We start from the raw sequence: 22,163 nt of genomic DNA on the forward strand, positions 1-22,163 counted from the left end.
ATGGCCGACGTCTTGTTCTACCACCTGACCGAATCGACGCTGGAGGATGCACTGCCCGGCCTCCTGGAGCGCAGCATCGACCGTGGCTGGCGCGCCGTGGTGCAGACCGGCACCGAGGAACGCCGCGATGCGCTCGACCAGCATCTTTGGACTTTTCGCGACGATTCGTTCCTCGCCCATGCAACCGATCGTGAGGCCTATCCCGGTGAACAGCCGATCCTGTTGACCACCGGCGACGGCAATCTCAACGAGGCAAAAATCCGCTTCCTGGTCGATGGCGCCATGCCGCCCGAGCTTGGCGGTTACGAGCGTGCGGTGTTCCTGTTCGACGGCCACGATGCCGCCCAGGTCGAGGCGGCCCGGGGGCACTGGAAGACGATGAAGGACGCCGGCCACGCCGTCACCTACTGGCAGCAGACGCCGGACCGCCGCTGGGAGCGCAAGGCGTAGGCCAGCAGCTTGTCGCCGATGACCCTGTCTACGGCTTTGCCTTGATCCGGTTTTGTTTCCAGGTGGCATAGTCGCCGTATTTTACTTTCATGAACTCGTCCGCCATGTTGCGATCCGAACTCCTGAAAACGTACCAGTCGCCATCCGGAATCTTGCGCTGGTAAACCACCCTGCCGGCCTGGCGATGCTCGAAACAGGTGAGGGCGTCGGAGTCGCCTCCTGCTCCGTGCCATTTTGCGCGGAAGCACAGCTTGCCTCCTCCAGGGAGGAACCAGATGCCGTCGCCGTAGCCCAGCTTGCCCTTGTCCGAGGTCCAGGCGCTGAATTGGCGGCGCTGCACGGCAAAAAATCCGGCACCGTTTTGACCCCAGAGCCACGAACGGTTCTGGTACATCTGGTAGATACCCGCATCGGGCACCGCCTCCGCTTGGCTGGCCAGTTCGGCGACCTGCGCCGCTGTCATCGCTGCCGCGGGAAGCTGGAAGGCAAAGACACCAATGGAACAGGCAACCGCCGTTCCGATACAATTCCCCAATACTCGTTTCACGACCCTACCCCACTATTTTACGCCACGCCCAGTTTTGCGCCACACCCGGTACAGCACCCCCTAGGGCAAGATATGCTGGGTAACCCTCCAATCGGGCAGTCCATAGCCACCCAGCCACGGCCACACTTCCTTCTGGTTGAAGTAGACGACCGAGGTCAGGGCCGGAAATTCAGAATAGGACTTGCGGGAATCGATTTCCCATTGCGAGACATATTCCTGCTTCCCGACATAGCCGAGCTCCGCCACCACGACCGGCTTGTTGAAGCCCGCGACGCGGTCATAGCCGGGCTTCAGCGCCTCGGCGAACGTACGGTCGTGTCCGGTCTCGTTATTGTCCTTTTTCTGCAGCCCGAACACCGACAGGCCGATGACGTCGACGTAGTCGTCGCCGGGATAGTATTTTTCCAGACCCTCTTCGCCTTTGGGTGACCACATATATTTGGCGGCGGGGGCAGCCTTGCGGCAGATATCGACCTCGCGCTTGTAAGCGGCGATCCAGTCCTTGGGAGCCCAGTTGGCCCAGGTGAAGCGGCCGTTCTTGTCCTCCATTTCCTGCGCCCAGCGAATGGTTACCGGGCTCTTCATGGCTCCCACCAAATTGCAGATTGCCTGCATGTTGGCGTCATACTTGCCGCTCAATATGCCGTTGCGCAGTTCGGTCGGAGTGATGCGCCAGTCCTTCGACCAGGTCCACGGCTCGATGGTGATCAACAGCGATCGGTTTCGCTGAAGGGCATAGGCGTCGGCCAGGGGAAGGCTCGCCAGGTCGACGTCTTCCCAGGGCAGGAACAACTCTTCGATGCTGGCGCTCTTGTCGGCGCTGAAGTCACCGTAGGGATCATAGGATCCGAACGCCGACGCGGCGCTGCTCGTCTGAACGGGGTCGGTCGTGGCCACGGAGCCGGCGCTTCCCGCAGTGGGGAACGCGGCGCTTGCGCCCAATACAAGCGCGATCGCAAGTGCGTTTGCTGTGGTGTGTTTCATGTTTTATACTCCCATAGCTTCAACATCCTGCGGAAGTTGAAGCCTCGCCCGTGCGCGCCGATGCTTGATCGACACGACTACCCAACCGATCGGCAATACTGGTGGAATCCGCGGGATTTCTGAGCGACCATAGGCGGGTGTGCGAACCTTCGCACAGAGCCCACCAAACGATTATCTATCTCTCAGGCGCCGACATAGACGCGCTATAGAGAGAAGGTTCGCCGCGATACTCACAAATTCGCGCCAATATCCCGATATATCATCCCAGGCTAATTTAAGAGCCGGTCGCGGCCAGGAGTCAAGCGCAATTAACGGTTGCTTAACCCTGTCTTTCACAACATGGTTAACGCTGCTCTCGAGCCTGATCGCGACCGGAAAGCCTCGACCCCACAGCGAACTTCCGACACAAGAAAACTTTGCCGGCTCGTCATTTCTGGGCTGCGTCGGTCGCGGTTATTCCCCTCCCGATTCAAGGTGTTAGGTTAACCAGATCTCAAGAATCATGGTTAACRAACGCTTAATTTAGTTGACTCTAACAAGGCGCGGACTGATTCTGTCGCCGGGATTTGAGAGCTTTCAGCCATCTGTCGGCGGAGAGCCCAAAGTGGCGGCGGGTAAGTGTATGAGTGCTTCCGTTCAGGCAGGCATTGTCGACCATGCGAACAGGCGGGCACGGCGACCTGAGACGGCTCTCGCCACTGCGCGGAAGGGCCCTTTTCTGGTGCCCGTGCTGTCGGCCACCCAGCAATGGATCTTGAGACTGGCCCTGGCCTTCTGGTTCGTCACGCTCGGATTCTTCTGGTTCTGGTGGCTGAAGCCCGAGCATGTCGAGCATGTCGGGCCATACGCATTCTCGACGCTCATTCTGGTATGGCTCACGCTCATGCCATTGTACTTCCTCCTGAATGTGCATGCGTCGAAAAAGCCGTCGAAACTTCACGCAATCCCTGAGCATTCGCGGGTCGCGATGGTGGTCACCAAGGCGCCGTCCGAGCCTTTTGCAGTGGTCGCGCGCACGCTCGAAGCGATGCTGGTGCAGGATTATCCACACGATACCTGGCTGGCAGACGAGGACCCATCCGAGGACACGATTGCCTGGTGCGAGGCCCACAATGTCATGATTTCGACCCGACATGGTCGGGAAGATTATCATCGCAAGGTGTGGCCGCGCCGGACACGCTGCAAAGAGGGGAACCTGGCATTTTTCTACGATCATTATGGCTATGAGCGCTATGATTTCGTCGCTCAGTTGGATGCCGACCACGTGCCGACGCCAACCTATCTGAGGGAAATCCTGTTTCCCTTCGCCGATCCCGCGGTTGGCTATGTCTCGGCGCCGAGCATTTGCGACAACAATGCCGCAGAGAGCTGGTCGGCGCGCGGCAGGCTGTTTCCGGAAGGGATGTTCCACGGCCCCTTGCAGTCCGGCCACACGGGCGGCGGAGCTCCGCTCTGCATCGGCTCGCACTATGCCGTGCGAACTGTCGCGCTGAGGCAAGCGGGTGGTCTCGGCCCGGAACTGGCCGAGGACCATTCGACGTCGATGCTGATCAATGCGGCCGGATGGCGCGGCGTGCATGCCATCGACGCCATCGCGCATGGCGATGGCCCGCAGACCTTTGCCGATCTTGTCACGCAGGAATTCCAGTGGTCGCGGAGCCTGATGACGATCTTGCTCGAATACTCGCCCAGCTACCTTTCCAAACTGCCGCCGCGCCTGAAATTCCAGTTCCTTTTTTGCCAGCTCTGGTATCCGCTGTTCGCCACATTTGCGCTTCTGATGTACGTCATGCCTATCTACGCGCTCTGTTCGGGCCAGAACTTCGCCAACGTGATGTATGTCGACTTCCTGTTCTACTATGCGCCGAACTCGATTGCCCTCATCGCCCTCGTGATGATGTTGAAGGCGTTCGGGCTTTCGCGCCCGATCACCGCCAAGACGCTCAGCTGGGAAGGGACGCTGTTCCTGTTCTTCGCGCGTTGGCCATGGGTGCTCGCCGGAACGCTGTCGTCGATCCGCGACTATCTGACCAAATCCTTCGTCGATTTCCGCGTTACTCCCAAGGGCAGCGGCCCCAAGGACCTTCTGCCGGCGCGCGTCATCGTTCCGTATGTGGTGCTTGCGATTGGTGCGTCCTTGCCGGTTCTTCTGGTGGATCATCCTTCCAATTCCACCGGCTTCTACTGGTTCGCCGCATTCAATGCCCTGATCTACGGGCTGCTTGTGGTTGTGATCGTCACCAGGCACCTCGTCGAGAACAGGATTTCGCTGCGAGCCAATGGCGTGAAACTCGCCTGGCAGGCATCGCTCGCCTGTGTTGCGCTCTCGGTTCCGGCGGCGGGATTTTACGACCGCGGGCTGGAAGGCATCTATGGGCTGCAGCAGGGCGCCGGTAGCGTTCGCATCGTCAGGATCGCCTATGTGGTTTCCGGCGCTGGCCGGGGCGAGACCGGCGACCGCAACTTCTACTTCGATCCTGGCTGGAACGAGAAGCGGTGACAGACAGAAGCGACAGATGGTAGGCTGGCGCCCTGTCTCACCCTCAGCCGGCTGTCATTTGGAGGATCACTTCTGTGGTTGGTGTCCTGTCGATCCGCTGCTTTCTGTTGACGATGATTGTTGCGCAGCCGCTGTTGGTCAGCGGCCCAAACGCCGCGACAGCCGAAGAGGTCGATTTGTCGGCGGTCGCCGCGGCAGCGCCGCTCACTCCGGCGGAACTGTTTCCCCTTTATGCTGGCCGCACATGGGTCTGGGAAAACGGTGCAGCCTATTTTGCCAAGGATGGGCGCCAACTTCGCGCCTGGACCGGCGGCGCGAACGCGTCGATCGGCCAGGGCAGGTGGTTGATCACCGAGAATGGCAAATTATGCATGGATGCAAAATGGACGACACTTGCCGGTAGCTCGCAGGGGCGAACCTGCTTCAGCCATCACCGATTGGGCGGCACGATATACCAGATGAAGGATCCGAGCGGTTCCTGGTACGTTTTCCAGGCGTCGCCGGCGCAGCCCGGGCAGGAGTACCACAAGTTCAAATCCGGCGACACGACCGCTGCGACTTTCGACAAGATGCGTCAGATGATCAGCCCTGATCAGAAGCCAGCGCCGGTCAAAAGCGGCGGTTGAGCGGAACTGCCACCTCGCACGAGCCATGACACACCCAGTGATTTTCGCAACCCCGCGCCGGCACCCATCCTGACCGGTCGAGAAACAATCCAGATCCGTCTCTGTGTCGAGCCAGGATGCTCCTGTCGGTGCCTGTCAAGGCGTTGCCGAATCGCTTATCGTGAAGCGTCAAGCAGTCCGGCCAGTGCCGTCGGCGGGCCGATTGCAGATTGATCGCATTTTAATAAAATCTGGCGGAACGACCAGACGGTAAGCTCACCATTCGGTTTTCATGAATTTTAATAAGTGAAGTCTAATGTTCCTGCGTATGTGGTAGCGAGCAGTCGCTTACGCGGCGTGAAAGCGACGAAAGCAAAGTATGTCGCAACGCGCCTTTGGCAGGGGACATCTTATGAAAAATTCCGCAATGGGCGCGTTTCGCTCGGGCAAGAACAGCGCATTCATGATTGTGGCTGCGGTGGCGATCGCGATGGTTTCGGGTTGCCAGAGCGTCGATGCAACCAAGACCAATTCGGTCCTCGTCAAGCCTTTGGTCCACTCGCTTGGCAGCAAACCCGCGGTCCAGCCAGTCCGCGCCACGTTCATCGCTCATTCGTCCAGAAGCGAGCCTCTTGTCTATATGACGAGCGCGGTGCGGACCATTGAAAGAGCCTACGCTTTTGCATCGCCGCCGCGGATCAAGGTGCGTACGCCGGCGCCGGTGAAGGCCTCTTACAATCCGGGCAATGGCGGCACGTTCCTGGGGAACTCGCCGTATATCTGCAGCCCTAGCGGATTTGGCCAGCGCGCGAGCTGCCGCCCCCGCTATTCCTGAGCCACCGAGCGGCGACAGGCGCTGCCGTCTTGGTAGGCGGCAGTCTCGTCGGTTTCGCCTTCAGGCCAAAGAAGGGGGCAGCCGTCCTGACGATCGTGTCGATGTCGGAAAGCTCCGGCACGAAGCCGAGACGTTCGCGTGCGCTTCCCGGATCGGCGTAGAGCTCCGCCGGGTCTCCCGGGCGCCGGGTCCTGAAGACGGCCGGAACCGGTCTTGCCGTCATTCGGCTGACCGCCTGGACAATCTCCTTGATGGACACGCCCCGGCCAGTGCCGAGGTTGACCGCCAGGCTTTGTCCGCCGCCCTCGAGATGCATGAGAGCTTTCAGATGGGCGCGGGCCAGATCGCTTACGTGGATATAGTCCCGTACGCACGTGCCGTCCGACGTGTCGTAGTCCGTGCCGAAAACCTCGATCTCGTCGATGATGCCTGATGCGGCCATGAGCACTCTGGGAATCAGGTGCGTCTCGGGCGAATGCCACTCACCAAGCTCGCCGTCGGGGTCGGCGCCGCAAGCGTTGAAATAGCGCAGGATGGCAAATTTCATTCCGTATGCGGACTCATAGTCGCCGATGATCTGTTCGCCCATCAGCTTGGTGCGCCCGTAAGGGCTGATCGGATTTTGCGAGGACGTCTCGCGAACAGGCAACGCGTCCGGCACGCCGTAGGTTGCGCAGCTGCTGGAGAAGATGATGTTGTCGATGGCGTTCGCTCGCGCCGCATCGAGCACCGCGATGGTGCCGGTCACATTGGTCGAATAGTATTCAGCCGGCTCCTGAACGGACTCGCCGACATAGGCCAGCGCCGCAAAGTGGATGACCGCTGTCGGCCGGTACGTCTTGATTGCCCCCTGCAGCGCATCCCTGTCCCGGATATCGCCGACGACAAGCGGACCCCAGGCGACGGATTTCTCGTTACCGCGGCTCAGATTGTCGAAAACCACAGGCAAATAGCCGGCGCCGGCCAACTGCTTGCAGGTGTGGCTGCCGATGAAGCCGGCCCCGCCCGTCACCAGGATTGCCGGGCGAGTCATGACGCCGCGGCTCCTTTGACCAGTTTGCTTCCGTAGAGCAGGGTCTCAAAATAGTCGACGGTCTGCGCGAGCCCCTGGCTCAGGCCGATTTTCGGCTCCCAACCGAGATTGGCCCTGGCAAAGGAAATGTCCGGCTTGCGCTGTCTGGGATCGTCGACCGGCAGAGGCCGATGCACGATCTTCGATCGCGAGTTGGTATAGCTGATGACCAGCGTCGCCAGTTCCATGATGGTGAATTCGCCGGGATTGCCGAGGTTGACCGGATGCGCGGGCGCACTCGGCGCATTCATCAGCCGGACGAAACCCTCGATCAGGTCGTCGGCATAGCAGAAGGAACGCGTCTGCATGCCGCTGCCATAGACGGTCAGGTCTTGGCCGCGCAGCGCCTGGACGATGAAGTTCGAAACCACGCGCCCGTCATCGGGCTGCATGCGGCGGCCATAGGTGTTGAAAATGCGGGCGACACGGATATCGAGGCCATAAGTCCTCGAATAGTCGAAGAACAGGGTTTCGGCCGAGCGCTTGCCCTCGTCATAGCAGGACCGCGGTCCGTGCGTATTGACGTTGCCGAAGTAGCTCTCAGGCTGTGGGTGCACGAAAGGGTCGCCATAGACTTCGGACGTCGAGGCCTGGAATATCTTGGCGTTGTTCTGTCGCGCCAGTTCCAGAAGGTTCAGCGAACCAAGCACGCTTGTCTTGAAGGTATGGATCGGGTCTTCCTGGTAGTGCGGCGGAGAGGCTGGGCAGGCGAGATTGTAGATCTCATCGAACTGAAGACCCAAAGGCAGCGCATTGACGATGTCGTGCTCGATGCACGTGAATCTCGGATTACGCAGAAGGGCATTGAGATTGTATCTCTTGCCGGTGTGAAAATTGTCCAGCGCGACAACGTCATATCCGTCCCGCAAAAGACGTTCACACAGATGCGATCCCAAAAATCCCGCACCTCCGGCGACCAGGGCGCGGCTTCGGTTTTGGTTGGCGCCCCTTTGACCGCTCCCGGACTCCAGTTTCAGAACCTTGATGAGCTTACTCATGCTTTCCTCTCACGCACCGCGCACGCTACCGCCCGGGCCGGGACAAAAGCATTGCCCGGCCACGTCCTTCAGAACGTGGCAAACCTCCGCATCTGCGGAACCGCCATCATTGATGTGCGCTAATGTTCTTGGGCTCGCGGAGCTTGTGCTGCTACACGATCTGTATGCTGCTGTTCAGCATTTCTCTGCGCCCCGAAATCGCGATCACACGCCCAGTGTCATCATCGTCGATTGCTCGCCCAAATTGCACATCCCAACGCATTGAAAATATACCTGTGGAAATCCTAGTCAACTAAATTAGCGAAACCTTAACCGTGTCTGTTCGCGAATGGTTAATCATCAGCCGGTCGGACCCGCGCTGTTCCGGAAGCGGATCCTCGTTGTGAATCAATGTATTGGTTGGCTGCCGAAAAATCCGTCGACAGGCCTGGCAAGCTGTTTCCAGGCGATGTCGAAGCCCTGACGGCGAGGAAATGCCGGGATCGGCACCCATGGTCCAATTCAGCGTATAGTCCAGGAAAAATACAACTGAAAATAGACTTAAGCGATCTGGAGCGATCGTCAGACCTTCAGCGTGCAATGGGATTGTTGCCCAAAACCGCTCGGGATACAAATATAAAGATTCTGATGTCCATATTTCATCAATGCAGCTTGATAAAAAGCTGACGCATCACAGCCTGATATTGCAGAAATTATACAAAAAGCCGAAAAGCGATAAAAAAATTGCTGACCGGCGGTGAAGTTGGCTCTCACGCATTTTCCCAGTGTTGCTTGTAATACTCGTGCATCAAGCCACCTCTTCGCCAAGGCCGTGGCAATGGTCTCATTTTGTGGCAATGCGCGCATAGGTATACATTTCACAGGGGAGTATCGGTCATTTTAGCATGGCTTTTGAGCGCATAGGTAGAGTGTCGTATTCCACGGTTCCTTCGATCGGGCAGTGGGCGGAACGGCAGCCGGGTGCGACTGTGCGAAGGGACGGTGATGGCCGCATCCCGCGGGCCATCACAATCAGGAATAAGCGACGAACAAAGGCGACCACGCTATCTCGGATCGGTCCGGAATCGCTGCCCGTTTCGAGGGTCGGGATATGCTACTCCCCGCCCATTTCCTTCTTGAACGTGTCGAAATCGACCTGCATTCCGTTGAAGATGGTGCTCCAGTGGCGGGTTAGCGCAGCCATTGTCACGGCTTCCTGGATCTCTTCGTCGGTGGCGCCGGCGCGCTTGGCGTCCTGGGTGTCCGACCAGATGCAGTAGTTGCAAGGTATCTGCGCCGCCACTGCCAGCGAGATCAGCGACTTGACCTTTGGTGGCAGCGCTGTCTTGTCGCTGAGTTGGATGGCCTTGACCTCGGCCCAGGCCCCAGGCAGGCCGGCTTTGGGGAACTGCTTCACAAAGCTGGGCACACCGCCCATGGTCGACTGGATGTCCTTGATGGTTGCATCGTATTCATCGGCATGGGCCGGAGCCGCGCCGAGCGACAGGATGCAGGCTGCGGCGGTGAGCAGGAACGCACGGCGGATGGACGACTGCACGGATTTGAAAATGCGACGGTTCGACATGGTTTTCTCCTCTGGTCTTTGTTAGCCTTACTGTGTAAGGTAATGTCGAAGGTGAACCTTACAGTGTAAGTTGTCAAGCGACGCCATGGACTCATCGATCAAGAAAAAGAGAGTGCGCGGTCGGCTGTCTCGCGAGATGATCGAGGACGCGGCCTTCCAGGTGATCGAGCGTGAGGGGCTTGCCGGCTTTTCGATGCGCAAGCTGGCGGCCGCGCTCGGCTGCGAGGCGATGAGCATCTACCATCACTTCCCTTCGCAGGCGCATCTCTACGAGGCGCTGGTCGACCGGCAGATCAGCGCGATTGTTATCCCCGACGCCAGCATGCCCTGGCGCGAAAGGATCCGCGTCGGCATGCAGGAATACCGTCGCGTCGCGACCGAGCATCCGGCCTTCGCCCCGTTCGTTGTCGTCTACCGCATGAATTCGCCAGCATGTCTTGCCAAGCTGGATAGTGTCATCGGCCTGTTCGAAGCTGGCGGCTTCGGTCCGGAGCTGAGTGCAAGGCTGTTCCGCGCTGCGAGTTACTACCTTATGGGTGCGATCCTCGACGAGACAGCTGGTTACGCCAAGGGTCCTTCGGCGGTGACCACGGTCAGCGACGAGCAGCTGGCGCGGGATTTTCCCAGCGTCATGACAGCCGGGGCCTATTTTGGTAGGGCCGGTTTCGACAAGACATTCGAGCTCGGCCTTGAGATGCTGCTGGATGAAATGGAACGCCTGCGCGACAGCACCAATGCGAGCTAGTTGTCCGGCAGGGTACGATTACAAGGTGGCTGTCTGAATGCGCTTTCTGTTTGTCCTGATCTTGCTCGCCGGCATCGGCACCGGTTTCATCTATCCCTGGGCGATGAGCAATTTCTCCGGCCACGAGATCGGCACATGGCGTGTCTACGAGCAGGGCCGCTTCAAGCCGCTGACGGTGCCGCTCAGCAGCCGCGACGCACCGGTGCGGGTGCTGGTGGATCTGACCGCGAGGGCCGAGCGCATCGTCTCGCAGCAGCGCACGGTGTTGACGCTGACATCGGCCACCAATGGCCGAACGGTGCTTGCCTCGACGCTGCAGTTCAACCATTCGGACAACCCACGCCAGGCCAGCCCGCAGCTGCCCGACAAGATTTTTCGCGATGAGGCTGGCGTGATCGCGAGCGTCAGCCCGGGTCCGTATCTCTTCACCGTCGGCCCGGGTGATGCCGATGACATTCCGATGCGCGCGGTCGACCTGATCCTGCGCTCCGGTGCCGGCGAGATCGACGGCCGCGCGCGGCCGGTCGGCTACGCGCTGATGGCGGTCGGCCTGATCGGGTTTTTGTTCTCCCTGCGCAGTCGTGGCGGCCGGCCCGAAAATCCGAATTCGCAGCCGCCCCCGCCGCGCTGGGGCAGGGGCTCTAAGTGAACTACCGCCACGCCTATCACGCCGGAAATTTCGCCGATGTCGTCAAGCATGTCGTGCTGACGCGATTGCTCGACTACCTGAAGCAGAAGGACAAGGCGTTTCGCGTCATCGACACCCACGCCGGCATCGGCCGCTACGATCTGTCCTCGGTCGAAGCGCAAAAGACCGGCGAGTGGCAGGGCGGCATCGGCCGGCTGATCGATGCCTCGTTCGCCGCGCCGGTGACGGCACTGCTCGCGCCCTATCTGGAGACCGTGCGGTCGCTCAATCCCGAGGGCGGCATCCAGAAATATCCGGGCTCACCGCTGATTGCGCGCCATCTCCTGCGCAAGCAGGACCGGCTGTCGGCGATCGAGCTGCATCCCAAGGATGTCGCGAAGCTGAGAACCCTCTTTGCCGGCGATTTCCAGACCCGTGTCATCGAGCTCGATGGCTGGCTGGCGCTCGGCGCGCATCTGCCGCCGAAGGAAAAGCGCGGCCTGGTGCTGATCGATCCGCCATTCGAGGAGGCTGGTGAGTTCGAGCGCCTCGTCGACGGGCTCATAAGGGCGCACAAGCGCTGGCCTAGCGGCATCTACGCGCTGTGGTATCCGATCAAGGACCGCAAGGCGATCATCGCTTTCCGCAAGGCGCTGAAGCAATCCGGCATCCCGAAGCTGCTCGACATAGAATTCGAGATCAGGCCCGCCTCTTCGCAGCCCAGTCTCGACGGCAGCGGCCTGCTGGTGGTCAACCCGCCTTTCACGCTGGAGGGCGAACTGCGGACATTGATGCCTGCCTTGCACAGGGTGCTCGCCGTGGAAAAGCCGGCGCACTGGTCGCTGGAATGGCTGGCCGGCGAGTAGAGAGGGCGCGGGGGCTCGAGCTCTCTTTTCCGTCCGGGTCCCCACGTGCTGGAGCCGTTCCGGTTCCATGCGGGGTTCGGCTTTGGCCAACGTCGTTCCGAACTGGGAAACCATTGTTTCCGCAACCGCTTGACCACCGCCAAGCGAATCCGCAGAGTGCGCGCAATCGACCTTGAGAGGCTGCCATGACTCGCTTCGCCAAATCCGCACTTGCTGCCCTGATTTCGCTCTGCACTCCGCTTGCCGTGCCTCTCGGTCTTACCCAGGCCGTGCAGGCGGCCGACCTTGGCGTCTATTCCGACGACGATGGCGGCGTCTGCGGCGAGGCCTGGGTGTTGAACAAGATCACCAGCCGCTTTTCCCATCAGGTGCATCACGTGCCGCACCTGCCCAACGTGCAGATCACCGATTTCCGGCGCATCCACCAGCATCTGTATCTGGCGGCCAACGAGACCTGGCCGATCGGCCGCCGCTATTGCGGCGCCACCGTCAGCCTGTCCGACGGGCGCGATCGCACCATCTGGTACCTGATCGAGGAAGGCCAGGGATTCGCATCGATCGGCGACAATGTCGAATTCTGCGTCTCGGGCTTCGACCGCTGGATGGTCTACAACGGCCGCTGCCGCATCCTGCGCTAGAGCGCGGATCTCCGTTCCGATTCCTTTTCGCGCCTGCGGCTCTACCCGCTGCGGGCGCTCTTTTTGTGCTGTGTTGACAGAAGAGGCGATCCGTCGCATAAATATGAGACAGACCTGTCTCATCACTGGTAAGCGCCATGACATCGTCGCCTGCTTCCGACAAACGCCAGCACGTCGTTGAAACGGCCTACGGGCTGTTCAAGCGCGCCGGTTTCCATGCCACCGGCATCGATCGGATCATCGCCGAGGCCGATGTGGCCAAGATGACGATGTACCGTCACTTTCCCAGCAAGGACGAACTGATCGTCGAGGTGCTCGACTATCGCGCCAGGCGTTTTGATCGCCAACTCGACCGCCTCGCCGAGGAGGTCGCGACGCCCGGGAAGAAAATTGCAAAGATCTTCGACTGGCACGATCGCTGGTTCCGCAGCCCGGATTTCCATGGCTGCCTGTTCGCGCATGCGCTGGCCGAGTTCGGCGATCCGGAACATCCGGTGTTCAAGGCTGTCGCCAGGCAGAAGAACGGCCTCAAGAAGCGCATGCAGTCAATCCTCGAAGAAGAGATGCCGCGCGGTCGCGCCGAAAGCGTGGCTGCGGTCCTGCTGATGCTGATCGAAGGTGCGACGCTGCTGGCGCAGATGGGGCAGGCGGACACCGCCATTCGCGCCGCCCGCAAGACGGCCCTGGACATCATCGCCGCTTCGCGCAGGCCGCGATGAGCCCGCTGGTCATCGGGCTCGCGCTGTTTGCCGCGATCCTGCACGCCACCTGGAACGCCTTCCTGCGAACCGGGGGCGACAGGTTGTGGACCGTCACCGTCATGAGTTTCTCCAGTACGGCGCTCGCCATTCCCTTCGCCATCTTCCTCACCCTTCCGGCCGCGCCGGCCTGGCCCTATGTCGTGCTCTCGGCCTGCTTGCAGGTCGGCTACAGCGTGTTCCTGGTGGCCGCCTACCGATATGGCGAACTGGGACAGGTCTATCCGATCGTTCGCGGCAGCGTGCCGCTGCTTGTCGCGCTCGGTGGATTCCTCCTGGCCAACCAGCAGCTCACCCAGCCGCAGACCGTCGGTGTTGCGTTGGTCGCCGGCGGCATCATGGGCCTTTCGCTCGGCAGAGGCCGGGCCGCCACGACATCGATACTCTATGCACTGGCAACGGGAGCGATCATCGCCGCCTATGCGACGGTCGATGCGATCGGCGTCCGCGCGGCGGGAAATGCCGGCGCCTACACCGCCTGGGTTCTCGTGATCTATGGTGCATTGCTGTCGGCGACCTTCCTTGCCTGCCGTGGCCGGCTCATTGTCGACCTGCGGGCGCCGGAAACCTGGAAGGCGCTGGCGGGCGGCCTGTTCGCGCTTTTGGCCTATGGTGTCGTGGTCGCGGCCTTCGCGCTCGGGCCGGCCGCTCCCATCACCGCGATCCGCGAAACCAGCGTCGTCTTCGCCGCCTTCATCGGACGCCTGTTCCTCGGCGAGATGCTGACGCCGCGGCGGGTCGGCGCCTGCGCCGTTGTCGCCCTCGGCGCCATCTGCCTCGGCTATCAATGACCAAAATGCGCGTCGTGCGGAACCCGATAATTCCTGATGTTGCCGACAGGCAAAATCGGCTAGCCTAAACGCCCGAGAGCAACAGATCACTTTCGGGAGTCCTCATGGACCTTGCCACCATCCTTGCCTTCACGGCTGCCTTCTTCGTGTTCGCGGCCAGTCCCGGTCCGGACAACATGACGATCCTCGCCCGCACGATCTCCAACGGTGCCGCGTCGGGTATTGCCTATGGCGCAGGCACTGTGGTCGGCATCCTCATCTTCCTGGTCCTCGCCGTCTTCGGCCTGTCTTTCATCGCAGCCAAGATGGCGATCGCCATGACGGTGCTTCGTTATGGCGGAGCGATCTATCTGATCTGGATGGGCATCAGCTTGTGGACCGCCGTGCCCGTGGTGCCGGACCTGCAACCCATCTCTGGACGGCGCGGGCTGCTGGCGATCTTCGCGACGGGTATCGCGCTGAACCTCGGCAATCCGAAAATGCCGCTGTTCTACGTGGCACTGCTGCCGAACGTGGTTGGCACGTCGCTCGACGCTGGTCATCTCGGTGTGTTGACGATGGTGATCCTGGCTGTCGAGGTCGTGGTGATCGGCGGTCATGTCATCCTGGCGGGCCGCGCCCGCAGCCTGCTGCGCACGCCGAAGATCGTGCGCCGGGTCAACCGCGCGGCGGGCGGTGTGATGATCGGCGCCGGCCTCGCCGTGGTCGCCACGCGCTAGAGCAATTCCAGGAAAAGTGTGAAAAGCGCATAGCGCTTTCCCTCAGGGAATTGCGTCAAAACAAGAGATACAGAGATGTCGCGCAATCGCAGGGCTATTTTCTGCGCTGTGACGCTTCGGCCTGATCAATGATCTTGCGCAGGAAAGCGACGTGTCCGCGGAACGCGCGCCGTCCGCTCGTCGTTGCCTTGACGCGTGTCTGCGGCCGGCGGCCGACGAACAGCTTTTCGATATCGACATAACCGGCCCTGACCAGCGTATCGAGATGCGCGCCAAGATTGCCGTCGGTGGCGCCAACGATGGTCTTCAGCCGGGTGAACTCCAGCATCTCGCGCCTTTCCAGCGTGTTCAGGGTGGCCATGATCCTGAGTCGCGTGCTCTGGTGGATGATTTCGTCGGCGCTCATCGAGCGGCTCCGGTGCGGTCAAGCCAGACATTGTCATCGACGCGGCAAACGCCATGGCGCGCCGTCTCGACCGTCCCAGATAGCGCCGCCTGCTGTTGTGCGATCGACATCGAAGCGCTCCTGCGTCTGATGCAGAATACTCTGCAATCCAGAGCTATCTGTCAATTCATTTGCAAGGGTGGCGGGATCATGCTTGACAAGGTGATGCTGCGATCGGTCATCGCATTGCTCTCGTGATCTATGTAGATCGTCCGCCTGCACGAGATGATCAATCCAAACAAGCAGCAGGTGTTGATGTTCGCGGCCGAGGATCAATGCACAAAGCCGCTCGCTGACCTTCTGAGCTTCGCGGCGCGATCGGTCTAGCGGGGTGCGGAGAATGTCGGCGGTGAACTGCTGGCAATGATTGAAGATCAGCAGCGGATTTTTGTGATGATCAGCATGATCGTGAGCCATCGGTAACCAAAATTTAAGCTGCGAAAATCAGTCTATTGCTTCGCTGGCTAGAGAGCCGCGAGTCAGATATGCATTGCCCGTCGAGGTCATTCACGGCCGTCGGCGTAACGCAAGGGGCATGACATGGCGAAGCAGTCGTCTAAGGCGCCGGCATCCAAGACACCGGCAAAGAAAGCACCTGTGAAAGCAGCAACGGCGAAGGTCGCGGCAGCAGTGAAGAAAGCTGCACCCGCGGCCAAGCCGAAGGCAGCACCGGCAAAGGCAAAAGCAGCACCGGCCAAGAAGCCGGCAGCAGCCAAGGCCGTGGCCAAACCGGCAGTGAAAAAGGCAGCGCCGGCGAAGGCCGCGGCAAAGCCGGCCGCCAAGGCAGCACCGGCCAAGAAGCCGGCAGCCAAGCCGGCGGCGAAACCGGCAGCCAAGAAGGCAGCGCCCGCGAAGGCCGCGGCCAAGCCCGCCGCCAAGGCAGCACCGGCCAAGAAAGCGGCAGCGGCAGCGACAAAGCCCGCCGTGAAGAAAGCCGCGGCCCCCAAGGCCAAGGCAGCGCCGGCAAAGGCGAAGGCGCCGGCCAAGAAGTAGACCAGGTCTAGTTGGAGCGCTGTGTGTCCTGCTGGATGCGCGGAGAACGCTTTGACACTTGCGATCGACGCATGATCATTCCGGAAACCGCAACTGGTTTTCGGGCCGTGCGCAAGACGGTCGGCGAAGGGGGCCAGGGCAGCAAAGCGAGGCGCCGGACAGGCTGCCTCGCTTGCTCGCGCGGTTTGGTCTTCTTTCACACCTGGCCATGAAACGAATGCCCCGCCGCGAAGCCGGGGTTGCGGAGGATCAAAAGCAGATCGGATGTTCCGCTCTGCTGTAGTCTTCTTGCTCGATGTGGATCGCGTATCCGTCTGTAGCCAGGTCACGATGGTCATGGCAGGAAACCATCACCGGTTTTCTGGCAGTCGGTTTTTTGTTGCCTGGCCATTGCCGGGCAGCCGCTCCCGGTCAAAAGTGCCGGCCGGCAAACAGGAACCCGATCATGTCCAGACTGCTCTACGCTTCCACTTCTCCCTACAGCTCCAAGGTGCGTATGGCCGCGGCCTATGCCGGCATCGCCATCGATGCGGTGCCGGTCAAGACCGAGGACAAACCGGCGGTGCTGATCGAGGCCAACCCGCTCGGCAAGATTCCGGTGTTGGTGCTCGACGACGGACGCTCGATCCATGACAGCCGCGCCATTACCCAGCACCTCAACCGTGTTTCGAAGAACGCACTGTTTCCGCGCAACCCCGACAAGCGTCTCGAGGCGGAGGTGCTGGAGGCGTTGGCAGATGGCATTTGCGACTGCGCGCTGTCGATGGTCTATGAACGACGCACGCGGCCTGAAGAGATGGTCTATCAGCCCTGGCTCGACCGGCAGTGGGCGAAGATCACGGCAGCACTCGATATGCTCAACGCCAACCCGCCAAAGCTGCCGAAGAAGATCACCGCCGGGCAGATCGCGTTGCGCGCCTGCCTTGGCTATCTCGCCCTGCGCTTTGCCGGAAAGTGGGAAAAGGGCCGCGCCCGGCTGACGCGCTGGGCAGCGCGCTTCGATGAGAAATTTCCCGAGCTGAAAGGCTCCATCCCCGGGTGATCGATTGATTGCCCAAGGGTGATCGATTGATCACTGGGGATCGCCAAAGTGACCCATTGGACACAAAAAAAGCCGGGCGCGAGGCCCGGCTTTTTCGTGTCGTGGCTTGAACGACTTAGAACTTCATACCGACGCCGAAAGTGACGCGGTTGTCGGTGGCCTTGACGTTGCCGATGCCACCACCGAAGTCCTTGCTGCCGAAGTCGGTGTAGCGATACTCGACGCGGCCGAAGACATTGTCGGTCAGCTTGATGTCGGTGCCAAGACCGGCGGTCCAGCCGAGCATGGTAGCGCTATCGCTGGTGCCAAGGACATTATCTTCCACCTTCAGGTTTCTGCCGGCGAGACCGCCGGTGCCGTAGAGCAGGATTTCCGGGGTCACGGCATAGCCAAGACGGGCACGCAGCGAGCCTTCGAAGCCGGCCTTGGAGTCGATGCCGTTATCGTCGCCCTTGACGCCATTGTAGCCGAGTTCGGCTTCAGCACCGTAGACGAAGTTCTCCTGCTGCCACTGGTAGCCGCCGAAGGCACTCCCGACGAAACCCTTGGTATCGGTTTCAACGCCGAAATCCCTTTCCTTGGTACGGCCGCTGAAGCCATAGCCGAGGTTGATACCGGCATAGGGGCCGGCCCAGGACGCGACAGGCAATTCAGCAACCGGTGCGGGTGCCGGCGGCTCTTCCTGAACGACGTCGGCGGCATAGGCAGTTCCACTGAGGGCGAAGAGCCCGAGCGCCACGGCCAGCGGCCGTGCGAATTTGAGATTGGCTTGCATTGTTCTTTACTCCTTAAGCCACAGGACACAGGCTTGTTTCTCACGATCGCCATCGACCCGTCCGGGGGGTGAAACGGATCTGGCGTTCGTCGGTTCCAAATGTCGTGTCAAAATGCGGCTGAAGCGAACCTGAACTTGGGTCATTCCCCGGCGCGAATGAGGCTGAAACTTGACGTTGCATCTTCGCAACAGCGAAATGGCAGGAGCAGTGTCATGCTGCGCTGCACACCGCTTGGTGCAAGGAGTCCAGCGTCCTATACTGCGGTCGGACGGCTCCTGGTCCAGGACGAGTCGGAGTACCCAATCGGTGGGTTCGCCACAATGCTGCCCAAGGTGCGAACGCCATTTAACGCCTGCCAGGCCATATTTCGCCGGCATCGGGTTTTCGGGCCGAAATTGAGGATTGACACCCTATGAGCATAGCCACTGCCACGGCGCTGGTGACGGGCGGGGCGAAACGGATCGGCAGGGCGATCGTCGAGGATCTCGCCGCCCATGGTTTTGCCGTCGCCATCCACTGCAATCGGTCGCGCGACGAAGCGGATGCAATGGCCGGGCTCATCAACCGGAGCGGTGGCCGTGCCGCCGTGGTCGCCGCCGACTTGACCGACATGGACGCCGCCGGTGACCTCGTAGGCCAGGTGGAAGCAGCGCTCGGGCCGCTGTCCCTGCTGGTCAACAATGCATCGCTGTTCGAGGACGATTCGGTTCTGGACTTCGACTGGCGGGCCTGGGACCGGCACTTTGCCGTGCATGTGAAGACGCCGGCGCTGCTGGCGCAGACCTTCGCCCGGGCGTTGCCGCAGGGACAAGAGGGCCTGATCGTCAACATCATCGATCAGCGCGTCTGGCGGCCGACGCCGCGTTATTTCTCCTATGCGCTGTCCAAGTCGACGCTGTGGACGGCCACGCAGATGATGGCGCAAGCGCTCGGTCCCCGCATCCGCGTCAATGCCATTGGCCCGGGGCCGACCCTGAAGAACGCCAGCCAGGACGACAGCGATTTTGCCGCGCAGGTCGAGGGTCTGATTCTCAAGCGCGGCCCGGAATTGCCGGAATTCGGGGCCACCATCCGCTATCTCTGGGAAGCGCGCTCTGTCACCGGCCAGATGATCGCGCTCGATGGCGGCCAGCATCTTGCATGGCAGACGCCCGATGTGACAGGCATGGCGGAATGAGTCCCGTAGATCAGAAAAGCAAGCCACGCAGTGGCGCCGACGACATGCCTCCCGAAGTCGAACTCGACCTTGAGGACGAGGCGGTGGAGGAGATCGTCGAACCCGCCGGGCCCGACATAGCCTTCACCGCCATCGACTGGACGCCGCATGCCGGCGACGCCGAAGGCATGGTCGGCGCCGAGGTGATCCAGACGCTGGTCAAGCGGCTGCCCAACGCGCCTGGCGTCTACCGCATGATGAATGCCGCCGGCGATGTGCTTTATGTCGGCAAGGCCCGCAGCCTGAAGAAGCGCGTCACCAACTACGCACAGGGCAGGTTCCACACCAGCCGCATCGGCCGCATGGTTCGCGAGACGTCGACGATGGAGTTCGTCGTCACCCGCACCGAGATCGAAGCGCTGCTGCTCGAAGCCAATCTTATCAAGCGCTTGCGGCCGCGATTCAATGTGCTGATGCGCGACGACAAGTCGTTTCCCTATATTCTCCTGACCGGCGACCATGTCTCGCCCGGCATCTACAAGCACCGCGGCGCGCGGTCGCGCAAAGGTGACTATTTCGGCCCCTTTGCCTCCGCCGGTGCGGTCGGCCGCACCATCAATTCGCTGCAGCGCGCCTTCCTGCTGCGCAGTTGCACCAACTCCTTCTACGAGAACCGGACGCGGCCGTGCCTGCTCTACCAGATCAAGCGTTGCGCCGGCCCCTGCACCGGAGAGGTTTCGCACGAGGGCTATGCCGAGTTGGTCGGTGAGGCGAAGGACTTCTTGTCTGGCCGCAGCCAGAAGGTGAAGACGGAAATCTCGGCCGCCATGCAACAGGCCTCGGAAGATCTCGATTTCGAGCGCGCCGCCATCTATCGCGACCGGCTGGCGGCGCTGTCGCATGTGCAGAGCCACCAGGGCATCAACCCGGCGACCGTCGACGAAGCCGATGTCTTCGCCATCCATCAGGAAGGCGGCCAGGTCTGCATCCAGGTGTTCTTCTTCCGCACCGGCCAGAACTGGGGCAACCGCGCCTATTTCCCCAAGGCCGATCCGGCGCTGGAGGGATCGGAAGTGCTGGGCTCGTTCCTGGCGCAATTCTATGACGACAAGCCGACACCTCGCACCATTCTTCTGTCGCGCCCCGTCGAGGACCAGGACCTGCTGGCCGAAGCGCTCTCCACCCGCGCCGGCCGCAAGGTCGCGATTTCGGTGCCGCAGCGCGGCGAGAAGAAGGACCTGACCGACAACGCCCTGCAGAACGCCCGCGAGGCGCTCGGCCGCCGGCTGGCCGAGACCTCGACGCAAGGCCGGCTGCTCGCCGGTTTTGCCGAGACCTTCGGCTTGCCCAAGCCTCCGGTGCGCATCGAGGTCTACGACAACTCGCACATCATGGGCACCAATGCCGTCGGCGCCATGGTCGTTGCCGGGCCGGAAGGCTTCGTCAAGAACCAGTATCGAAAGTTCAACATCCGCTCGACCGAGATCACGCCGGGCGACGATTTCGGCATGATGCGCGAGGTGATGGAGCGGCGTTTCTCGCGGCTGCTCAAGGAGCATGGCGATGTCGTCGTGGCCGATGATGCCCCAGCAGGCGAGGCGGCCGATGATATCGAGGACGACATCTCCGGCAGCTTCCCGGCCTGGCCCGACGTCATCCTGATCGACGGCGGCCAGGGTCAGATGACGGCGGTGCGCAAGATCCTCTCGGATCTCGGCATCGAGGACCGCGTCGTGGCCATCGGCATCGCCAAGGGCCAGGACCGCGATGCCGGCCGCGAGCGCTTCTTCGTCAGGGGCAAGGACTCGTTTTCGCTGCCGGTTCGCGATCCCGTCCTCTACTTTGTCCAGCGGCTGCGCGACGAGGTCCACCGTTTCGCCATCGGTTCGCACCGTGCGCGCCGCAAGAAGGAGATGGTCAAGAGCCCGCTCGACGAGATCAGCGGCATCGGCCCCGGCCGCAAGCGCGCCCTGCTTATGCATTTCGGCACCGCCAAGGCGGTCAGCCGTGCCGCCATCGAGGATCTAAGGAAAGTCGACGGCATTTCCGAACAGGTGGCGAAACTGGTCTACAACCATTTTCATGAGAGCTAAGGGATTCGGTCGTTTTCGGCTGGCCAATCGATTTTGGCCTGTTGACCCCCTACATTGGCTTCTGATTTGAGTAGGCACGCAGAAAGAGTTCCCCAAAGATATGGCCAAGCGCGCGTTCAACCTGCCCAACATGCTCACCTACGCCCGCATCGTCGCGGTGCCGCTGGTGGTGCTGTGCTTTTTTCTCGAGGGACATCTGAAGTCGAGCGAGTTCGCCCGCTGGTCGGCGCTGATTATCTTCCTGCTCGCAAGCGTCACGGATTACCTGGACGGCTATCTGGCGCGCGCCTGGCAGCAGACCTCCAACATCGGCAAGATGCTCGACCCGATCGCCGACAAACTGCTGGTCGCCACCTGCCTGCTGCTGCTGGCGGCTGATACCGATCGCCATGCCGGCATCGCCGGCTGGTCGCTGTGGGCGGCGATCATCATTCTGTGTCGCGAAATCCTCGTCTCGGGCCTGCGCGAATATCTGGCGGCGCTCAAGGTCTCGGTGCCGGTGACGCAACTGGCAAAATGGAAGACCGCGATCCAGATGGTCGCCATCGCCTTCCTGCTGGCTGGGCCGGCCGGCGACAAGATCTTCCCGCTGACCACCCAGACCGGCCTGGTGCTGCTGTGGATCGCGGCGCTGGTCACGCTCTACACCGGCTACGACTATTTCCGCGCCGGCCTCAAGCACATCATGGACGAGTGAGATGACGACCCGGCTTATCTATTTTGCCTGGGTGCGCGAGCGGATCGGCCTGCCTGAGGAAGACGTCGACTTGCCTGCCGGCATCGAGACGGTCGCCGACCTCCTGCGCTGGCTGAAATCGCGTGGCGAGGGCTACGAGCACGCGCTGCAATATCCCGACGTGATCCGCGTCGCCATCAATCAGGAACATGTCGAGCACCGCGAGAAGATATCAGGGGCTCGCGAGATTGCGCTGTTCCCGCCGATGACCGGGGGCTGATC

26 protein-coding genes are annotated in these 22,163 nt (G+C 61.3%); 16 read left to right on the forward strand and 10 right to left on the reverse strand.

Features of this window, described 5'->3' with window-relative positions:
- Positions 1 to 450 (forward strand): DNA polymerase III subunit chi, encoded by a 450-nt coding sequence (locus tag AC1D08_RS26120; protein ID WP_095086373.1) that lies wholly within the window; start codon positions 1 to 3, stop codon positions 448 to 450.
- Positions 451 to 478: 28 nt separating this feature from the next.
- Here the strand turns inward: AC1D08_RS26120 and AC1D08_RS26125 are convergent, their stop codons facing one another.
- Positions 479 to 997, reverse strand: coding sequence for a DUF995 domain-containing protein (locus AC1D08_RS26125; RefSeq protein ID WP_457153615.1), 519 nt, complete (start codon positions 995 to 997; stop codon positions 479 to 481).
- A 60-nt stretch (positions 998 to 1,057) separates the two neighbouring features.
- On the reverse strand, positions 1,058 to 1,981 hold the full coding sequence (locus AC1D08_RS26130; protein ID WP_477226283.1) for a glycoside hydrolase family 26 protein: 924 nt from the start codon (positions 1,979 to 1,981) through the stop codon (positions 1,058 to 1,060).
- Between the two features lie 622 nt (positions 1,982 to 2,603).
- On the opposite strand from AC1D08_RS26130, the gene AC1D08_RS26135 reads away from it, so the two are divergent.
- The 3 genes from AC1D08_RS26135 to AC1D08_RS26145 all read left to right on the forward strand — a co-directional run bounded on the left by AC1D08_RS26135 (position 2,604) and on the right by AC1D08_RS26145 (position 5,921).
- Positions 2,604 to 4,481, forward strand: coding sequence for a glycosyltransferase family 2 protein (locus AC1D08_RS26135; RefSeq protein ID WP_477424396.1), 1,878 nt, complete (start codon positions 2,604 to 2,606; stop codon positions 4,479 to 4,481).
- Between the two features lie 74 nt (positions 4,482 to 4,555).
- On the forward strand, positions 4,556 to 5,107 hold the full coding sequence (locus AC1D08_RS26140; RefSeq protein WP_457154388.1) for a DUF995 domain-containing protein: 552 nt from the start codon (positions 4,556 to 4,558) through the stop codon (positions 5,105 to 5,107).
- Between the two features lie 391 nt (positions 5,108 to 5,498).
- Positions 5,499 to 5,921, forward strand: coding sequence for a hypothetical protein (locus tag AC1D08_RS26145; protein WP_457154387.1), 423 nt, complete (start codon positions 5,499 to 5,501; stop codon positions 5,919 to 5,921).
- On the opposite strand, the gene galE is transcribed toward AC1D08_RS26145, so the two are convergent.
- The 4 genes from galE to AC1D08_RS26165 all read right to left on the reverse strand — a co-directional run bounded on the left by galE (position 5,875) and on the right by AC1D08_RS26165 (position 9,555).
- Entirely contained in the window at positions 5,875 to 6,954 is a 1,080-nt protein-coding gene (gene galE, locus AC1D08_RS26150; protein ID WP_477424398.1) for a UDP-glucose 4-epimerase GalE, read from the reverse strand. The two genes, AC1D08_RS26145 and galE, sit on opposite strands and share 47 nt — an antisense overlap.
- Positions 6,951 to 7,991 (reverse strand): UDP-glucuronic acid decarboxylase family protein, encoded by a 1,041-nt coding sequence (locus AC1D08_RS26155; RefSeq protein WP_477226288.1) that lies wholly within the window; start codon positions 7,989 to 7,991, stop codon positions 6,951 to 6,953. The genes galE and AC1D08_RS26155 overlap by 4 nt, the downstream gene beginning before the upstream one ends.
- Before the next feature lie 561 nt (positions 7,992 to 8,552).
- Entirely contained in the window at positions 8,553 to 8,837 is a 285-nt protein-coding gene (locus tag AC1D08_RS26160) for a hypothetical protein (RefSeq protein WP_477424400.1), read from the reverse strand.
- A 247-nt stretch (positions 8,838 to 9,084) separates the two neighbouring features.
- Complete coding sequence (locus AC1D08_RS26165) at positions 9,085 to 9,555, reverse strand: carboxymuconolactone decarboxylase family protein (RefSeq protein WP_457154270.1); 471 nt, start codon at positions 9,553 to 9,555, stop codon at positions 9,085 to 9,087.
- An 85-nt stretch (positions 9,556 to 9,640) separates the two neighbouring features.
- Between AC1D08_RS26165 and AC1D08_RS26170 the strand changes: the two genes are divergently transcribed.
- From AC1D08_RS26170 to AC1D08_RS26200, 7 genes are all read left to right on the forward strand, one after another.
- Positions 9,641 to 10,300: a TetR/AcrR family transcriptional regulator gene (locus AC1D08_RS26170; RefSeq protein WP_457154271.1), complete on the forward strand. Its 660-nt coding sequence runs from the start codon at positions 9,641 to 9,643 to the stop codon at positions 10,298 to 10,300.
- Between the two features lie 37 nt (positions 10,301 to 10,337).
- Entirely contained in the window at positions 10,338 to 10,949 is a 612-nt protein-coding gene (locus AC1D08_RS26175; RefSeq protein WP_457154272.1) for a hypothetical protein, read from the forward strand.
- The gene (locus AC1D08_RS26180) at positions 10,946 to 11,794 is read left to right on the forward strand and encodes a 23S rRNA (adenine(2030)-N(6))-methyltransferase RlmJ (protein ID WP_457154273.1); all 849 of its coding nucleotides are present in this window, start codon (positions 10,946 to 10,948) and stop codon (positions 11,792 to 11,794) included. The genes AC1D08_RS26175 and AC1D08_RS26180 overlap by 4 nt, the downstream gene beginning before the upstream one ends.
- Positions 11,795 to 11,979: 185 nt before the next feature.
- Complete coding sequence (locus tag AC1D08_RS26185) at positions 11,980 to 12,432, forward strand: hypothetical protein (protein ID WP_457154274.1); 453 nt, start codon at positions 11,980 to 11,982, stop codon at positions 12,430 to 12,432.
- Positions 12,433 to 12,569: 137 nt separating this feature from the next.
- A complete protein-coding gene (locus tag AC1D08_RS26190; RefSeq protein WP_477418310.1) occupies positions 12,570 to 13,151 on the forward strand; it encodes a TetR/AcrR family transcriptional regulator in 582 nt (193 codons plus the stop codon).
- Positions 13,148 to 13,981, forward strand: a complete 834-nt coding sequence (locus AC1D08_RS26195) for an EamA family transporter (protein WP_477424403.1) — start codon at positions 13,148 to 13,150, stop codon at positions 13,979 to 13,981. Before AC1D08_RS26190 ends, AC1D08_RS26195 begins: the two co-directional genes overlap by 4 nt.
- 104 nt (positions 13,982 to 14,085) lie before the next feature.
- Entirely contained in the window at positions 14,086 to 14,700 is a 615-nt protein-coding gene (locus AC1D08_RS26200) for a LysE family translocator (RefSeq protein ID WP_457154941.1), read from the forward strand.
- A gap of 94 nt (positions 14,701 to 14,794) precedes the next feature.
- Here the strand turns inward: AC1D08_RS26200 and AC1D08_RS26205 are convergent, their stop codons facing one another.
- The 3 genes from AC1D08_RS26205 to AC1D08_RS26215 form a co-directional block, all read right to left on the reverse strand.
- Positions 14,795 to 15,106 (reverse strand): transcriptional regulator, encoded by a 312-nt coding sequence (locus AC1D08_RS26205; RefSeq protein ID WP_457154940.1) that lies wholly within the window; start codon positions 15,104 to 15,106, stop codon positions 14,795 to 14,797.
- A 33-nt stretch (positions 15,107 to 15,139) separates the two neighbouring features.
- Positions 15,140 to 15,562: a hypothetical protein gene (locus tag AC1D08_RS26210; RefSeq protein ID WP_477424405.1), complete on the reverse strand. Its 423-nt coding sequence runs from the start codon at positions 15,560 to 15,562 to the stop codon at positions 15,140 to 15,142.
- An 86-nt stretch (positions 15,563 to 15,648) separates the two neighbouring features.
- Positions 15,649 to 16,476 carry a hypothetical protein gene (locus AC1D08_RS26215; RefSeq protein WP_457155114.1) on the reverse strand — a complete coding sequence of 276 codons (828 nt, stop codon included), beginning with the start codon at positions 16,474 to 16,476 and terminating at the stop codon, positions 15,649 to 15,651.
- A 107-nt stretch (positions 16,477 to 16,583) separates the two neighbouring features.
- Here AC1D08_RS26215 and AC1D08_RS26220 point away from each other — a divergent pair, with 107 nt between their 5' ends.
- The gene (locus AC1D08_RS26220) at positions 16,584 to 17,180 is read left to right on the forward strand and encodes a glutathione S-transferase family protein (RefSeq protein ID WP_457155115.1); all 597 of its coding nucleotides are present in this window, start codon (positions 16,584 to 16,586) and stop codon (positions 17,178 to 17,180) included.
- Between the two features lie 115 nt (positions 17,181 to 17,295).
- On the opposite strand, the gene AC1D08_RS26225 is transcribed toward AC1D08_RS26220, so the two are convergent.
- Positions 17,296 to 17,955 carry an outer membrane protein gene (locus AC1D08_RS26225; RefSeq protein WP_477424407.1) on the reverse strand — a complete coding sequence of 220 codons (660 nt, stop codon included), beginning with the start codon at positions 17,953 to 17,955 and terminating at the stop codon, positions 17,296 to 17,298.
- Between the two features lie 413 nt (positions 17,956 to 18,368).
- Between AC1D08_RS26225 and AC1D08_RS26230 the strand changes: the two genes are divergently transcribed.
- The 4 genes from AC1D08_RS26230 to moaD all read left to right on the forward strand — a co-directional run bounded on the left by AC1D08_RS26230 (position 18,369) and on the right by moaD (position 22,161).
- Entirely contained in the window at positions 18,369 to 19,133 is a 765-nt protein-coding gene (locus AC1D08_RS26230; protein WP_457154556.1) for an SDR family oxidoreductase, read from the forward strand.
- The gene (gene uvrC / locus AC1D08_RS26235; RefSeq protein ID WP_477424409.1) at positions 19,130 to 21,205 is read left to right on the forward strand and encodes an excinuclease ABC subunit UvrC; all 2,076 of its coding nucleotides are present in this window, start codon (positions 19,130 to 19,132) and stop codon (positions 21,203 to 21,205) included. The genes AC1D08_RS26230 and uvrC overlap by 4 nt, the downstream gene beginning before the upstream one ends.
- 100 nt (positions 21,206 to 21,305) lie before the next feature.
- Positions 21,306 to 21,902 carry a CDP-diacylglycerol--glycerol-3-phosphate 3-phosphatidyltransferase gene (gene pgsA / locus AC1D08_RS26240; protein ID WP_095086306.1) on the forward strand — a complete coding sequence of 199 codons (597 nt, stop codon included), beginning with the start codon at positions 21,306 to 21,308 and terminating at the stop codon, positions 21,900 to 21,902.
- A 1-nt stretch (position 21,903) separates the two neighbouring features.
- Positions 21,904 to 22,161 (forward strand): molybdopterin converting factor subunit 1, encoded by a 258-nt coding sequence (gene moaD, locus AC1D08_RS26245; RefSeq protein ID WP_095086303.1) that lies wholly within the window; start codon positions 21,904 to 21,906, stop codon positions 22,159 to 22,161.
- Positions 22,162 to 22,163 lie beyond the last annotated feature (2 nt).

The organism is Mesorhizobium sp. P2_E6 (assembly GCF_056403835.1).

Coding starts and splice junctions, on each gene's coding strand:
- AC1D08_RS26120 (WP_095086373.1), top strand. CDS start 1: ATGGCCGACGTCTTGTTCTACCACCTGACCGAATCGACGCTGGAGGAT.
- AC1D08_RS26130 (WP_477226283.1), bottom strand. CDS start 1,981: ATGAAACACACCACAGCAAACGCACTTGCGATCGCGCTTGTATTGGGC.
- AC1D08_RS26135 (WP_477424396.1), top strand. CDS start 2,604: ATGAGTGCTTCCGTTCAGGCAGGCATTGTCGACCATGCGAACAGGCGG.
- AC1D08_RS26145 (WP_457154387.1), top strand. CDS start 5,499: ATGAAAAATTCCGCAATGGGCGCGTTTCGCTCGGGCAAGAACAGCGCA.
- galE (WP_477424398.1), bottom strand. CDS start 6,954: ATGACTCGCCCGGCAATCCTGGTGACGGGCGGGGCCGGCTTCATCGGC.
- AC1D08_RS26155 (WP_477226288.1), bottom strand. CDS start 7,991: ATGAGTAAGCTCATCAAGGTTCTGAAACTGGAGTCCGGGAGCGGTCAA.
- AC1D08_RS26160 (WP_477424400.1), bottom strand. CDS start 8,837: ATGCGCGCATTGCCACAAAATGAGACCATTGCCACGGCCTTGGCGAAG.
- AC1D08_RS26165 (WP_457154270.1), bottom strand. CDS start 9,555: ATGTCGAACCGTCGCATTTTCAAATCCGTGCAGTCGTCCATCCGCCGT.
- AC1D08_RS26170 (WP_457154271.1), top strand. CDS start 9,641: ATGGACTCATCGATCAAGAAAAAGAGAGTGCGCGGTCGGCTGTCTCGC.
- AC1D08_RS26175 (WP_457154272.1), top strand. CDS start 10,338: ATGCGCTTTCTGTTTGTCCTGATCTTGCTCGCCGGCATCGGCACCGGT.
- AC1D08_RS26185 (WP_457154274.1), top strand. CDS start 11,980: ATGACTCGCTTCGCCAAATCCGCACTTGCTGCCCTGATTTCGCTCTGC.
- AC1D08_RS26190 (WP_477418310.1), top strand. CDS start 12,570: ATGACATCGTCGCCTGCTTCCGACAAACGCCAGCACGTCGTTGAAACG.
- AC1D08_RS26195 (WP_477424403.1), top strand. CDS start 13,148: ATGAGCCCGCTGGTCATCGGGCTCGCGCTGTTTGCCGCGATCCTGCAC.
- AC1D08_RS26200 (WP_457154941.1), top strand. CDS start 14,086: ATGGACCTTGCCACCATCCTTGCCTTCACGGCTGCCTTCTTCGTGTTC.
- AC1D08_RS26205 (WP_457154940.1), bottom strand. CDS start 15,106: ATGAGCGCCGACGAAATCATCCACCAGAGCACGCGACTCAGGATCATG.
- AC1D08_RS26210 (WP_477424405.1), bottom strand. CDS start 15,562: ATGGCTCACGATCATGCTGATCATCACAAAAATCCGCTGCTGATCTTC.
- AC1D08_RS26215 (WP_457155114.1), bottom strand. CDS start 16,476: ATGACCATCGTGACCTGGCTACAGACGGATACGCGATCCACATCGAGC.
- AC1D08_RS26220 (WP_457155115.1), top strand. CDS start 16,584: ATGTCCAGACTGCTCTACGCTTCCACTTCTCCCTACAGCTCCAAGGTG.
- AC1D08_RS26225 (WP_477424407.1), bottom strand. CDS start 17,955: ATGCAAGCCAATCTCAAATTCGCACGGCCGCTGGCCGTGGCGCTCGGG.
- AC1D08_RS26230 (WP_457154556.1), top strand. CDS start 18,369: ATGAGCATAGCCACTGCCACGGCGCTGGTGACGGGCGGGGCGAAACGG.
- uvrC (WP_477424409.1), top strand. CDS start 19,130: ATGAGTCCCGTAGATCAGAAAAGCAAGCCACGCAGTGGCGCCGACGAC.
- pgsA (WP_095086306.1), top strand. CDS start 21,306: ATGGCCAAGCGCGCGTTCAACCTGCCCAACATGCTCACCTACGCCCGC.
- moaD (WP_095086303.1), top strand. CDS start 21,904: ATGACGACCCGGCTTATCTATTTTGCCTGGGTGCGCGAGCGGATCGGC.